The 14,616-nt window shown below is 60.6% G+C and carries 9 protein-coding genes; 4 read left to right on the top strand and 5 right to left on the bottom strand.

Features of this window, described 5'->3' with window-relative positions:
- Positions 1 to 59 precede the first annotated feature (59 nt).
- From H7698_RS23065 to H7698_RS23045, 5 genes are all read right to left on the bottom strand, one after another.
- Positions 60 to 1,943, bottom strand: coding sequence for a TonB-dependent receptor domain-containing protein (locus H7698_RS23065; RefSeq protein WP_194692896.1), 1,884 nt, complete (start codon positions 1,941 to 1,943; stop codon positions 60 to 62).
- A 152-nt stretch (positions 1,944 to 2,095) separates the two neighbouring features.
- Positions 2,096 to 3,994: a 1-deoxy-D-xylulose-5-phosphate synthase gene (gene dxs / locus H7698_RS23060; RefSeq protein WP_162441033.1), complete on the bottom strand. Its 1,899-nt coding sequence runs from the start codon at positions 3,992 to 3,994 to the stop codon at positions 2,096 to 2,098.
- Positions 3,995 to 4,086: 92 nt separating this feature from the next.
- Positions 4,087 to 4,974 (bottom strand): (2E,6E)-farnesyl diphosphate synthase, encoded by an 888-nt coding sequence (gene ispA / locus H7698_RS23055; RefSeq protein ID WP_162441034.1) that lies wholly within the window; start codon positions 4,972 to 4,974, stop codon positions 4,087 to 4,089.
- Entirely contained in the window at positions 4,971 to 5,213 is a 243-nt protein-coding gene (locus H7698_RS23050; RefSeq protein WP_003228627.1) for an exodeoxyribonuclease VII small subunit, read from the bottom strand. Before H7698_RS23050 ends, ispA begins: the two co-directional genes overlap by 4 nt.
- A 253-nt stretch (positions 5,214 to 5,466) precedes the next feature.
- On the bottom strand, positions 5,467 to 6,606 hold the full coding sequence (locus tag H7698_RS23045; RefSeq protein ID WP_194692895.1) for a Fic family protein: 1,140 nt from the start codon (positions 6,604 to 6,606) through the stop codon (positions 5,467 to 5,469).
- Positions 6,607 to 6,879: 273 nt separating this feature from the next.
- On the opposite strand from H7698_RS23045, the gene H7698_RS23040 reads away from it, so the two are divergent.
- From H7698_RS23040 to H7698_RS23025, 4 genes are read left to right on the top strand one after another with little or no spacing between them, the layout of a single operon-like run.
- A complete protein-coding gene (locus H7698_RS23040; protein ID WP_194692894.1) occupies positions 6,880 to 7,671 on the top strand; it encodes a YfaP family protein in 792 nt (263 codons plus the stop codon).
- 49 nt (positions 7,672 to 7,720) lie between these two features.
- The gene (locus tag H7698_RS23035; protein WP_194692893.1) at positions 7,721 to 9,418 is read left to right on the top strand and encodes a DUF2138 domain-containing protein; all 1,698 of its coding nucleotides are present in this window, start codon (positions 7,721 to 7,723) and stop codon (positions 9,416 to 9,418) included.
- Positions 9,403 to 10,053: a DUF1175 family protein gene (locus H7698_RS23030; protein WP_162439621.1), complete on the top strand. Its 651-nt coding sequence runs from the start codon at positions 9,403 to 9,405 to the stop codon at positions 10,051 to 10,053. The genes H7698_RS23035 and H7698_RS23030 overlap by 16 nt, the downstream gene beginning before the upstream one ends.
- Entirely contained in the window at positions 10,050 to 14,615 is a 4,566-nt protein-coding gene (locus H7698_RS23025; RefSeq protein WP_194692924.1) for an alpha-2-macroglobulin family protein, read from the top strand. The genes H7698_RS23030 and H7698_RS23025 overlap by 4 nt, the downstream gene beginning before the upstream one ends.
- The last annotated feature ends 1 nt before the right edge of the window (position 14,616 follow it).

Below are 14,616 nucleotides of genomic sequence, written 5' to 3'. Positions count from 1 at the left end.
CGTCTGCTGCGCAGCCGAGCGGGAGCAAGCTCCCTCACCACAGGTGACTGCGCCAGTTTTTATATTTCCGGCGTCCAGGTCACCCCAAACATCCACGCCCGACCTTCCTCGTGATACCCATACTGACTGCCGTCATAGCTGTACAGCGCACGGCTGTACCCCTTGTCCAGCAGGTTATCCACCTTCAGCTCCAGCTGGATCTCGCGATTCAACGCCCAACTGCTGCGCAACCCTACCAACGCATATCCTCCCAGCGGCTGCAGGTTGTTTTCATCGTCATAGCTGCTGCTCACCGCCTGCCAGCTCGCGCCAAGACCCAGCCGATCAAACTGCCGATCCAGATCCAGGCTCAAGGTGCGCCGCGCCCGACGTGCGAGCGTGTGTCCACTGTCGCGGTCCCGAGGGTCGATGATCGCCACACCCAGGTTGCTCTGCCAGCCGAACAATTGCTGCTTTAATGCCGCCTCGAAACCGTTGATGCGTGCCGAGGCGACGTTCTGCGGTCGTGAATTGCTGCCGAAAATAATCGCGTCTTCAAGGTCCGTGCGATACAGCGAAGCTTCCAGGCGACTGGTCTCGGTCAACTGACTACGCCATTGCAGTTCGTAACTCTTCGAGGTTTCCGGCTTGAGATCGGGGTTGCTGAAATCCGGGTAATACAGGTCGTTGAAGGTCGGCGCGCGGAAGCCTTCGCTGTAGGTCAACAGCACATCGTTGTCCGGGTTCAGCGGCAGGGTGAGCGTGCCGCTCCAGCTGTTCTGGCCGCCGAATTGCTGGTTCTGGTCGCGGCGCAGTCCCAGTTCCGTCGAGAAACTGTCCGCCTGATAGCGATGCTGGATAAACGCCGCGCGGTTCCAGCGACTGTCTTCGTCGAACGGCGTGCTGCTGTTGATACGGTCTTCGTACCAGTCGCCGCCAAGGATCAGGCTGTTGCGATCGTCGAGCGTCAGGTCGTTCTGCCAGTTCACCGAATCGCGGTAGGTGTTGAACACGCTGCGCTCATCGCTGAGTTTATCGAGGGTCTTTTCGCGGTTTTCGCTGTGTCCGAACTCGATGCGGGTTTTCCACAGGTCATTAACCCGAGCGTCCACGTAGCTGCTAATGCTGCTCACGGCAAAATCGCTGTAGGGCTGCTGCTGGACTGACTCGAACGTGTCCAAGTCGAAGCGGCCGAACGGATTGTCGAACTCACTTTTTCCACGGTTATCCAGCACGTTGGCGCCAATTTCGATGTCATCGGTGAGGGCGTGACTCAGGCTCAAACTGACCGATCTATTGCGGTACTCATCGTGATCACCATCGCTGGGATACGACTCGTGGGTGCGATTGATCCCGGCCGTTTCATCGAGGCTAGCCCCAAGATTGAAGCGGGTCTTTTCATCGCCCCCGGACAGTCCGAGGCTGCGCTCCCAGGTCTGGTTGCTGCCAAAACCAATGTGCAGGCGCGGTTGCAGGCCTGGTTCGGTGCCCCGGCGGGTGAAAATCTGAATCACCCCGCCAATCGCATCGCTGCCATAAATCACCGAGCGGGAGCCGCGCAGTACTTCCACGCGCTCGACCTGTTCGATGTTGATGTGCTGCAGGTTACTATCGCCGGAGGTCGAGTTGCCGATGCGTTGGCCGTCCACCAGTACCAGGCTCTGCGCCGATTTGGTGCCGCGGAGGTAAATCCCCGGCAGGCTGCCGCGCCCACCGGTTTGTCCGACTTGTACGCCCGGCACGCGACGCAGCAAGTCCGTGACGCTGTTCGGTTGCAGGCGGTCGATGTCTTCGCGGGTGAACACGGTGTTGGCGGCGCTGCTGTCGTTACGGGCCTCGACCTGGCGATTGGCGCTGATCAGCACATCAGGCAGTTTAAGGGTCTGGTCGCGTTCGAAGGTATCGGCCAAGAGTTGACCGGCCGGCAGCAGCGTCAGCGTCAGAGCGAGGCGGGAAAGTTTCATAGGTAATCCGTTGGTATTTTTCGATGCGCGCAAATCAAATGTGGGAGCGAGCCTGCTCGCGATGACGGTGTGTCAGTCAACATCTGAGTCGACTGACAGTCCGCCATCGCGAGCAGGTTCGCTCCCACAGGGTGTTGCATGTATCCAGAGATTCAGATGTTCAGCAGCGCCAGGCGCTGACGCACCGAAGCCTCGATCCCGGCCTCATCCAGCCCACACTCAGCCAGCATCTGCGCCGGCTTCGCGTGCTCGACGTAGATGTCCGGCAAGCCCAGGTGCAGCATCGACTTGAGGATATTCTCGCGCGCCAGGAATTCGCTGACCGCACCACCGGCGCCGCCCATGATCGCGTTCTCTTCGATGGTCACCAGCAACTCGTGACTGCCGGCGATCTCGCGGACCAGCGCTTCATCCAGTGGCTTGACGAAACGCATGTCGACCACGGTGGCGTCCAGGGTCTCGGCAACTTTCAACGCTTCGGCCAGTTGGACGCCGAACACCAGCAAGGCGACTTTACTGCCCTGACGGCGAACAATGCCTTTGCCGATTTCAATCGGTTCGAGGTCTTTTTCGATGGTGGCATTCGGACCGTTGCCGCGCGGATAACGCACGGCTGCCGGACCGTTGTACAGGTGGCCGGTGCTGAGCATCTTGCGCAGCTCGTTCTCGTCGCTCGGGGTCATGACCAGCATGCCGGGGATGCAACGCAGGAACGACAGATCGAAACTGCCCGCATGGGTCGGACCGTCTTCGCCCACCAGACCGGCACGGTCGATGGCGAACAATACGTCGAGGTTTTGCACCGCGACGTCATGAATTAGCTGGTCGTAGCCCCGTTGCAGGAACGTCGAGTAGATCGCCACGACGGGCTTGGCGCCCTCGCACGCCATGCCGGCGGCCAGGGTCACGGCGTGTTGTTCGGCAATCGCCACATCGAAATAGCGCAGCGGGAAGCGTTCGCTGAACGCCACCAGGTCGGAACCTTCCTTCATGGCCGGTGTGATGCCGACCAGACGCGGATCGGCAGCGGCCATGTCGCACAGCCATTCACCAAACACGCCTGAGTACTTTGGTCCGCCGGCTTTCTTCGGCGCAGCGGCCGGGGCATCGACCGGTTCGAGTTTGGTGATGGCGTGGTAACCAATCGGATCGACTTCCGCCGGGGCGAAGCCTTTGCCTTTTTTGGTGACGACGTGCAGAAACTGCGGGCCTTTCAGATCGCGCATGTTGCGCAGGGTGGCGATCAGGGTCGGCAGGTCGTGGCCATCGATCGGGCCGATGTAGTTCCAGCCCAGTTCTTCGAACAGCGTGCCGGGAACCAGCATGCCTTTGGCATATTCTTCTGTACGGCGGGCGATTTCCCAGGCGCCCGGCAGGCGCGACAGGACCTTTTTGCTGCCCTCTCGCATGCTGGCGTAGGTGCGGCTGGAAAGGATTTTCGCCAGGTAGTTCGACAGTCCGCCGACATTGCGCGAGATCGACATGTCGTTGTCGTTGAGGATCACCAGCATGTCGGCGTTCACTTCCGGCGCATGGTTCAGCGCCTCGAACGCCATACCCGCGGTCAACGCGCCGTCGCCGATCACGGCGATCGCCTTGCGATCACTGTTCTGCAGGCGGGCGGCAATGGCCATGCCCAGCGCTGCGCTGATCGAGGTGCTTGAATGGCCGACGCCAAAGGTGTCGTACTCGCTCTCGGAACGACGCGGGAAAGCAGCGACGCCGTCCTTCTGGCGCAGGGTGCCCATGCGCTCGCGACGGCCGGTGAGGATTTTGTGCGGATAAGCCTGATGACCCACGTCCCACACCAGCCGGTCATCCGGGGTGTCGAAAACGTAATGCAACGCGATAGTCAGCTCGATGACACCCAGGCCGGCACCGAAATGCCCGCCGGTCTGACCGACCGTATAGAGCAATTCCAGGCGCAACTCATCAGCCAGGGTTTCCAGCTCGGCTTCGCCTAACCGGCGCAGGCCGTCCGGCGTGTTGGCACGGTCGAGCAGGGGCGTGGTCGGGCGCTTGCGGGGAATCTCATGAAACGTCGTGGGCATCAGGCGAATCGTTATAGGTATAAAAGATGCGGCAGTTTACCTGATGCATCGCCCCCTGCCCACGCGTTGGTTTTAACTTGGCGGATACGCCTTCAGCTGCGCCGCTCGACGATATAGCGCGCCAGGTCGCGTAACGGCTCTGCATCCGCGTCAAACGGTCGCAGTGCGTGCAGCGCCTGATCGCGCAATTCCAGGGCGTAGGCCTTGGCTGCATCGAGGCCCAGCAGGGCCGGGTAGGTCGGTTTGTCGCGGGCGATGTCCGCTCCCTGGCGTTTGCCCAGGGTTTCGGTATCGCTTTCGACGTCGAGAATGTCGTCCTGAACCTGAAAAGCCAGGCCGATGGCCTGTGCATAAGTCTGCAAGGACTTCAGTTCGCTCTTCTCGGCACGGCCGCTGGCCAGGGCGCCGAGTTTGACGCTGGCCTCGATCAATGCCCCGGTTTTGTGCCGATGCATATATTCGAGGGCCTTCTGATCGAGCTTCAGGCCTACCGAACCGAGGTCAATGGCTTGCCCGCCGACCATGCCCTCGGGACCGGCTGCCAATGCCAGGGCGCTGACCATTTGCAGGCGGATCTCGGCATCGAGCGTGCTCAAACGCGGGTCGAGCAGGGCGCTGAAGGCCAGGCTCTGCAAACCGTCACCGGCAAGGATCGCGCACGCTTCGTCGAATTTTTTGTGGGTCGTCGGCTGGCCACGACGCAGATCGTCGTCGTCCATGGCCGGCAAATCGTCGTGAACCAGGGAATAAGCGTGAATCAGTTCGACCGCACAGGCTGCGCCATTGGCTTGTTCTGCCGGACCTCCCAATGCTTCGCACGCGGCATAGGCCAGCAGCGGGCGAACGCGTTTGCCGCCATTCATCACGCTGTAGCGCATCGCTTCGTAAAGGCGTGCAAGCTCAGGGCTCGGCGCGTTGAACAGGAGTTCCAGTGCTGCGTTGACCCGAGCCTGGCTGGTCGCCGAATACGCTGCAATCATTCTGGTTGTTCCGCGTCGAAGGGTTCCTCGGCGAGCTCGCCATCGCGCTCGAGCAGCACTTGAACCTTTTGTTCAGCCTGGGCCAGCGCTGCCTGGCAATCGCGGGTCAGACCGATGCCTTGCTCGAAAGCCGTCAGCGAGTCTTCCAGCGACAACTCGCCGTTCTCCAGTCGCTCTACCAGCGTTTGCAGGTCAGCGAGGGATTGTTCGAAATCCAGTGCAGCTTTTTTGCGGGCCATGGCGGCTATTTCCGGTTGACGTTAAACCGGCGCGACACTAGCAGACATGGGGGGTATGGGCAAATGAGCAGGGGAGTTTGAGCCTCCGTCCCGTGCTGAAAACAACCCAGTGGCGAGGGCGTTTACTCCCGCTGGGTCGCGTAGCGGCCCCAAAACCATCCAACTGACTTTCTCAGGAATACCGCAGTAATTAATTTACGCCTGCTGCGCAGCCGAGCGGGAGCGAGCCCTCTCGCCACAGGTTGTCTGTCGCTCAAACATCATCGGGATCATTTATCTTGTATCGAGTATTGCGCCCGCCACCCGGGAGCCGTTTCAAATAACCCCTCTCCAGTAAGTCGGTGAGATGACGAGTTGCAGTCGCTTTGGACACCTTCGAAACAGCCTGATATTGAGCTGCGCTGATTCCATCCTCGAAACCTCGCTCCCCACCATCCAGCAAGCGGTTCAGTACCTTGATCTGCTCGGCCGACAGCCTGGACTCCCGATGCGCCTGCCAGAAGCGCGATTTGGCCAGCACCGATTCGATTCGGGCGATGGCCTGCTGCAGGCTACGCAGCAGGGTCTGTAGAAACCACTCCAGCCACTCGGTGATGTCCGATGTGGCTTTCTGACTGTTTTCCAGTACGCGGTAATAGCCGGAGCGATCTTCAAGGATGCTCGCTGACATGGCGTAAAAACGAATGGCTTGGGCTTCGCCCTGTGCTAATGCCAGGTCGGTGAGGGTTCGCGTCAGTCGGCCATTGCCGTCGTCGAAGGGATGCAACGTCACGAACCAAAAATGCGCGATGCCGGCTCGCAGCAACGGATCGAGGTCCGTCTGGGTTCGACTGACTTCAAACCAATCCAGAAAGGTATCGAGCTGCAGCTCCAGTCCCAGACGGGGCGGTGCTTCGAAGTGAATAGTCGGTCGGTCGAGTCGTCCGGACACGACTTGCATCGGTTCATCACCGCGTAACGTGCCAACACGGATCCTGCGCGGCGCAAATTCGATAGGCTGGTCCGGAAAGAGCCACCCATGCCATTTCAGCAAGCGCTCCATTGTCAGTTGATCCGCAAAGCTTTGAGTGGCGTCGAGCATCAGCTGCGCCAGCCCTTCGCTGCGTTGGCTGACACAATCACCCTCGACCTGCTCCAGCCCCAATCGCCGCGCCAGGGACGATCGCACCGAACCGACATTCAGCTGTTCACCTTCGATGGCGGATGACGTAACGATGTTCTGCAGCAACGCATCCAGCTCACTTTGCGCGCTCAGCGAACTGCCCACCGAGCTGGACATACCCATCAACCGTCCTTGGGCCTGAATACACTCACGCAGCAAAGGCGACAGGCGTTCAGCTTTCCAGTTGAAATTCGGCCAATCAGGCTGCTGCCAGATCCATTGAGGTGCCATGAGGTCGCTTCTCTTAAGGAGATGAGCCGAATACAAAATTATTCGGCTCATGCGGTGAGCCGAATATGACGCCTAATCGGCTCATCGTCCAGTCACGAGAGTGACCCGCGCCGCAAATCAACAGGCATCCGATTGTTAAAAAACCATCACATCGCTAACCTTCACCCAATAACGACCCGTCAGTCACGGGTCACTCTGACGAAACACAGTTTTTATCTGTTACGCGCCGAGGATCAGGCGCAAGGTTTCGTTGTGCATGGCAGGAGGCGTTACATGCGTTCCTTTCTTTTACTGCTGATCGCCTGGCTCGGCGCGACCGCCGCCAGCGCCGAGCCGACGGCCGGGTTGTCCGAGCCGGTGGGCGGCTGGCGCTATAACGGCCTGCTCGATCGCAGTGAATACCCACAAGTTGCCTACCCGACGCCGCCTATTGACCGGGGCGTGCAGCGCAATCGCACGATGATCGAGGGGCAGCTCAAGGCGATCGGCACTCAGCGTGGGCCGCACACGCTGGCGGTCAACGGCAATCCGCTGAACCTGTACACCGACGATCAAGGGCGTTTTGCCCGGCCTTATGCGTTCGGCGCAGGGTCCAACAGCGTCGAAGTGCGCAGTGCCGAAGGCCAGTCACTCAAGCGCGTTCAATTCTATGAAGCCAACAACCTGCGTACCCCTGCGCGTATTCGCGTGGTGCTGGGTTGGGATGATCCCAAGGCAGAACTTGATCTGCACATCATTACTCCTGACGGACAGCACGCGTTTTTCGCCCATACGGCGTTGACCAACGGTGGCGGCCTGGACCCGGATGGCGTCGATGGCCCCGGTCCGGAAATGTTCACCATGACCGCGCCGATGCATGGCACTTATCTGGTTTACGTGAACTATTGGGGCAACTTTGGCGGCGAAGGCTATAACTTCGATGAGGCCAGCAACCAGAACGAAGTGATCACCTCGCAAATCAACCTGGTGCTCAACGAAAACACCGTCGACGAAAAACGCGAAACCTTCATCGTGCCGTTACGCGCGATAGGCGACCTGCTGCTGGTCAAGACTTTCAACTATTAAGCCTCCCGCACCCCGGGTGAATTGTGCTTTGTGAACAATGAGCGTGAACATGAGCGATAACACTGTTACCCCGCCGGCCCCCACTCCCCGTCGCTGGCCGGCGCTGCTGGTCGGGCTGTGCCTGGTGGCGGGTGTGGCGGCCGGGCTCGGCTGGTTCATGCACAAACCCAAGGCGCCGGTGGCGCAGTTGGCCAGTGACAAGCTGGGCATGAGCCGGCCGGACGGGCTGCTGGAAACCCATTCCCTGAGCCAATTGCCCAAAGACCTGCTGGCGGTGCCTTTCCTCAAGGAAACCCTGACCGAAGATTTCGTCTTCTATTACGAGACCCATGCCGATCGGCTCGGTTTGATCGGCAGTCTGCGGCGGATCATTTACGAGCACGACCTGAAGTTGCAGGACAGCCTGATCGAACAGCTTTTCGATCAGCCGGCAGACGTAGCGCTGTGGCGCGGGGCGGACGGTCGCCTGAAAGACTTCCTGCTGGTGATGGATCGCGGAGGCCTGGCCAAGGTGCTGGAGCCGTTGGCGAAAGTGGCGCTGGATGATTCACAGTTGAGCAGACTCAGCGACGTGAAAGTCGGTGCTGACGACGTGCCGCTCTACCAACTCACCTACAACGCTGGCAAGGCCCTGTTGTTTGCCTCCCATGGCGACAAACTGGTGGTGCTGTCCAATCCGGCCAAACTGTATGACCCTGAAAACGGCGCGACGGAAGAACCCGGCAGCGTTTCAATCAAGGCCATCGCCGCATTGCTCAATGGCGAAAAACTGTTCCCGGAAGCCTTTGGCCTTCAACCCCGCGCGCCTGAGGTGAAGCAGCGTCTGTCGGTCAATTCCAGTGTATTGGCCATGGGGTATCAACGCTTCATCCCGAACTTCGCCGGCCTGCGTTTCGACATGGACGACAAGGGATGGCACAGCTTCCTGGCAATGGACGAACTGGACAACCAGCCGGACTTCGATTTCAAACCGATATGGCAAGCCATGCCCATGGGTGCGAGTGCTTGCGTGACGTTGCCGCTCGCGGCCGAGCAGCAGAAACCGTTGCTGGTGAAGCTGGGGGCCGACGATAAAGTGGCCCAGGCGCTGACCGAACACATGGCGGGCGCTGCCGGCCTTTGCTGGTACGCCGATTCGCGGCTGTACACGCCGCTGCTGGTCGCCAGCCTCGACGACGATGACAGCGCCAAGCTCGACGGCGACCTCGGTAACCTGTTCGGTTCGATGGTGGGTGCCTATGAGCCCAATGTCGAAGAACACGCGTTCCCGGTGGTCGAGACGCAGAACGGCCCTGTTCATCAGTGGCAGCGTCAGGTCAGCTCCAACTTCGGTCCCTACAAAGCCAAGGAGGCTGAGAATCCGGAGGCGATTTCCGGCAAGGCCTTCATGAAAGTCAGCCTGGCCCGTCACGGTTCGACCCTGCTGTTTTCCCTCGACGACAAGCTCGTGGACAAAGCCCTTGGCACCCTCGACAAGCGCTTCCCGCCGATGGCCGATGTGGTGCCGAAAGACCTGCTGATACCGGTCTACTTCGGTCCGGATTCCATGGCGCAGCTGATGCAACAGGAAACCCTCGACAGCCTGCCGCAGGACATGGAGCCGGTGTTCTACAACGCCGCGCAAACCTACCTGATTCCGAAACTGCGCACGCTCGGCGGGTACGGCAAATATGCCCTGACCTTGCCCGAGGGCAGCGAACCCGATGGCCACTGGCAATGGCTGCCGCTTGAATGGAAAGCCCTGTGACCGCACTCATCCGAGGCCTTGGCCTGCTGGCGATGTTGCTGGGCAGTCGGGTATTCGCCCTTGAGGCGCCGCCGCTCGATGTGCAGCAATCCCAGGTATTTCGCGCCTGGTTCGTACGCATCGCTCAAGAGCAACTGACCCAGGGCCCGAGCCCGCGCTGGTATCAGCAGGACTGCGCCGGACTCGTGCGCTTTGCCGCCAATGAAGCGCTGAAAGTCCATGACGACAAATGGCTGCGCAGCAACGGCTTGTCCAATCGCTACCTGCCGCCCGAACTGCAATTGAGCGAGGCGCAACGCAGTCTGGCCCAGCAATGGCAGCAAGGCGGCGGCAAGACCGGGCCGTACGTCAATGCGATCAAGCTGATCCAGTTCAACAGCCACCTGGTCGGTCGCGACGTTGCCCAGGCAAGGCCTGGCGACCTGATGTTTTTTGACCAGGGTGACGACCAGCATTTGATGATCTGGATGGGCCGCAACATTGCCTATCACACCGGCACCACCACCCCGACTGACAACGGCATGCGCTCCGCGAGCCTGCAGCAACTCATGACATGGAAGGACACCCGATGGATACCCGACGCAGCCAACCCCAACTTCATCGGCGTCTATCGACTGAATTTTCTCTCCCAATGATCGGTGCCCGCATGCTGCGTTTTCTGCCTTTGCTGTTGGTTCTGGTATTGCCTTTTGCGGCGGTTCACGCCGAAGACACCGTCGAGCCAAGTGGCTACACGCCGGTGGCCGGTGAAAGTTTTTTCCTGCTGGCCGACAGCAGTTTCGCCAGCGATGAGCAGGCCATGGTGCGCCTCGAAGCGCCGGGTCGCGACTATCGACGCTTCCGCATGGAGCCCTACGGTGGGGCGGATATCCGGGTGTATCGGATCGACAAGCCGCTGGATTTCCTCAAACGCCAGAAGAACCTGCACCGCGTGGTCAGCGATGGCCAGTTCAAGGGCGAAGGCCTGTCGAACACCCTCGCGTACCTGTGGGACAACTGGTACCGCAAATCCCGGCGCGTGATGCAGCGAGCGTTCTCCTACGAGTCGCGCCAACACGTCACCGAGGAAGTGCCGGAACTGAAGATGGGCACCGCCATCGCCGCGCCGACCCCCTACGATGCTCAGCCGCAATTCGCGTTGATCCCGGGCCTGCCGGTCGTCAGTCAATTCCGCTATCCATTGTGGGAAGCCAAACCCATCCAGCCGCCGGCCGGTGTGAACCTGGCCGGTTCTTCCAGCGAGTTCGTCAGCGTTGCGCCGGGTAACGTCTACATCCCGTTGGGCAACCTGAAACCGGGCCTGTACCTGGTAGAAGCGCTGATCGGCAAATACCGTGCGACCACCATGGTGTTCGTCTCCAACACCGTGGCCGTGAGCAAAATTGCCGGTGATGAATTGGTGGTGTGGGCAGCACGCAAACACGAAGGCAGCTCGGTGCCCAAGGTCAATGTGCTGTGGACTGATGGCCTGGGCGTCATGAGCAGCGGCGCTACCGATACTGATGGTTTGCTCCGCTTGAAACACGTCAGCCCTGAACGCTCATTCGTCATCGGCGAAGACGAAGAGGGCGGGGTGTTCGTCTCCGAGAACTTCTATTACGACAGCGAAATCTACGACACCAAGCTCTACGCGTTTACCGACCGACCGCTGTATCGACCGGGAGATTGGGTGTCGCTGAAAATCGTCGGGCGCGAGTTCAAGAATGCCCGGGATTCGGTGCTGCCGACCGCCGCCGACGTCAACGTGACCGTGCTCGATGCCACCGGCACCGCCTTGCAATCACTGGCCTTGAAGCTTGATTCCAAGGCTGGAACCCAAGGGCGTTTCCAGTTACCGGACAACGCAGTGGCCGGCGGTTATGAACTGCGTTTCAGCTACAAGGATCAGGCATACAGCAGCGCCTTCCGCGTCGCTGAGTACATCAAGCCGCACTTCGAAATCTCGCTGAACCTGGCCAAACAGGATTACCGCACGGGCGAGCCGGTGAAAGGCAGCCTGGTGCTGCTGTACCCGGACGGCAAACCTGTGGCGAATGCCAGGTTGAACCTGAGCCTGCGCGCCCAGCAACTGTCGATGGTCGACAACGAACTGCAATACCTCGGACAGTTTCCGGTAGAGCTGACCAGCACCGAATTGACCACCGACGCCAAGGGCAACGCGACCCTCGACCTGCCCGCTGCCGAGAAACCCAGCCGCTACATGCTCACCGTGTTCGCCAGTGATGGCGCGGCGTATCGGGTCAAGACCACCAAGGAAATCCTCATCGACCGTGGCGCCGCGAGTTTCCGCTTGAGCGCGCCGCAACGCTTCAGTGCGGTGGGCGACAAGGTGGCTTTCAACTACATCAACGAAGGCGGCAGCGAGTCAGGCAAAGCCGTTACGCCGGGCAGCTACGGCTGGGTGCGACTGGAGGATCAGTCTACGGGTGAAGGCAAACTCGCCACGACGGACAAAGGCTTCACATTGGCCTTCGATCGTCCGGGCACTTACAACCTCACGTTGAAAGATGATCACGGCCGCGTCGTCGGCGCCACCGGGCATTCGGTCACCGGCGAGGGCGTGAAAGCCCTGCCCGGCACCGTGGAAATCGTTCTCGATAAACCCGAGTACAAGGCCGGCGATGAAGCCCTGGCACTGATCACGTTCCCTGAGCCGGTCAGCGATGCGCTGCTGTCGCTGGAGCGCGACAAGGTCGAGGCCACGGCGTTGCTGTCCAAGGGCGGCGACTGGCTGAAGATGGAAAAACTCAGCGAGACCCAATACCGCGCGCGCATCCCGGTGAAAGATAACTTCGCCCCCAACCTGACCTTCTCGGTGCTGTACACCAAGGGTGGTCAGTACAGCTTCCAGAACGCGGGCATCAAGGTGGTTGCGCCACAAATCGATGTTGCCATCGCCACGGATAAAGAGGCGTATCAGCCGGGCGACACCGTGACCGTGGACCTGACCACGCAGTTCGCCGGCAAAGCGGTTCCAGCTCACCTGACAGTGAGCGTGGTCGACGAAATGGTCTACGCGCTGCAACCGGAAGTCGCGCCAACCATCGACCAGTTCTTCTATCACCCGCGCAGAAATAACGTGCGTACCAGCGCCAGCCTGTCCTTCATCAGCTATGACGTGGCGTTGCCGGGCAGCCCAGGTGCACCGGGCAAAGCCAATCGCAGCGAGCGTGGCGTAAAAGTGCTTGAGCGGCCGCGTCGCGAAGATGTCGACACCGCGGCGTGGCAGCCGGAACTGGTGACCGATGCCAACGGCAAAACCCGCTTTACGTTCGTGATGCCGGACTCGCTGACCCGCTGGCGCATCACCGCGCGGGCGATTGCCGATGACGGCCAGGTCGGCCAGAAGAAACAGTTCGTGCGCTCGGAAAAACCGCTGTACCTGAAGTGGAGCGGCCCGACGAATTTCCGCAACGGCGACAAGCCGGATCTCGGTGTATTCGCCTTCAGCCAAACTGAGAAACCGGTCAAGGCTGAGCTGGTGATTCATTACGGCGGCACTGATCAACGTGTCCCCGTGACGCTGAACAACGGCATCAACTACATCGCGCTTCCGGCATTCGCGCTGACCCGCGGCGAGTGGACCGCCGAGCTGGTGCAGGACGGCAAAATCGCCGACGCCCTGGCCGTGCACCTGAGCGCGACCGGTGATGGCTGGCAGGTGACACAGAGCCAAAGTCTGGAGGTGGCCAGCGGTGATACGCCCCTGACGTTGCCGGCAGACGCCAGTGATATTCGCCTGCGCCTGGATGACAGTCCGCAAGCGCTGTTCCGCGCGGCCCTCGATGATCTGTTGAGTTATCCGTACGGTGGCGTCGAGCAGACAGCCAGTCGTTTGTTGCCGCTGAGCATCGCCTATCCGACCTTGGCGTCGAACCCGCAGATTCGCGATCGCTTGCGGCTGATCATGCAAAACAGCCGTCTGCGCCTTGTGCAAATGGCCGGACCTTCCGCGAGCTTCACCTGGTGGGGCATGGACGGCGAGCCGGATGCCTTCCTGACCGCCTACGCCTATTACGCCGACTGGCACGCCAGCCAAGTGCTGGAGCTCAGTCTGCCGCCGGAGCATTGGCAGCGCGTGCTGGAGGTGTATGCGAAGCAGGCGAAAAACACGCCGCTGTTGCAACGGGCGCTGATTCTGTCCTTCGCCAAACAGATGCAATTGCCGGTCAACACGTTGCTCAGTGGCCTGATGGATGACCTGGCGAAAGCGGGCGAGGGCAACGCCGCTAATCTGATGGAGGACGGTGACGACAGCCTCGTCATGAGCGATCCGGATTCGGCGCTCGGCCTGGCGGCGGCGCGTTCATTGACGGCCTCGTTGGCCAGGCAGTCGAAGGTTGCTTTGCCGGACGCATTCAGTCTACAACTGCCGGATGCACAACAGCGCCTGGCGGTCAGTTCACAGCCGTTCGCCGAAGCCTTGAACCTGTCGCTGCAACCCTTCGATCAGGCACACGCTCAAGCGTTGTTGCAACGCTTGCTGCCACAGCAATCGACGCTGGAACGTGCCCTGGCGCTGACCTGGTTGCAGCGCAGCATCGAGCAGGCATCGCCCACGATTGCACTGGCACCGGGTGAAGGCTGGAAGAAGGAGCACGGCGCTACCGGTGAACTGTACTGGACGTGGCAGGGCGCCTCTTCAGTGCCTGCGGTGCTGACGTTGTCCGGGACGCAAGAGCGTCCATTGCGGGCGGCCTTGAGCTACCGGACCCAACAACCGCCAGTCGATCCGATGGCCGTGACCATCACCCGTCGCCTGTCCCGACTGGTGCCCGGAGATGAAGCCTTCAACTTCAAGCTGGAAGCCGTCGGTAACCAACCGTTGTCCAGCGACAGCCTGTATCTGGACGAAGTCATCCTCACCAGCAAAGCCGGGAAGCCGCTGCGTTACGGCATGCTCGAAGTGCCCCTGCCGCCGGGCGCCGATGTTGAGCGCACCACGTGGGGCATCAAGCTCATGGGCAAGGCGGGTACCGAGCCCTCCGCGCTGGAGAAGGCGCGTTTCGAGCCGGGGCAAATGGCCTACGCGATTCCGATTGATGCATTGAGCGGTGAACTGCGCCTGCGGCATCTGGTGCGCTTCTCGCAAAAAGGCCAGTTCAACCTGCCGCCCGTGCGTTTCACCCAGGTCTACGCGCCACAGCATCAGGCTCAGGAACAGAAACCGGCGCTCGGCCAGGTCACGGTCCACTGAC

The organism is Pseudomonas sp. p50(2008) (genome assembly GCF_015351605.1).
Taxonomy (GTDB): Bacteria; Pseudomonadota; Gammaproteobacteria; order Pseudomonadales; family Pseudomonadaceae; genus Aquipseudomonas.
Note: the sequence above shows the minus strand (reverse complement) of the source record. Positions and strands in the feature narration are given on the sequence as shown.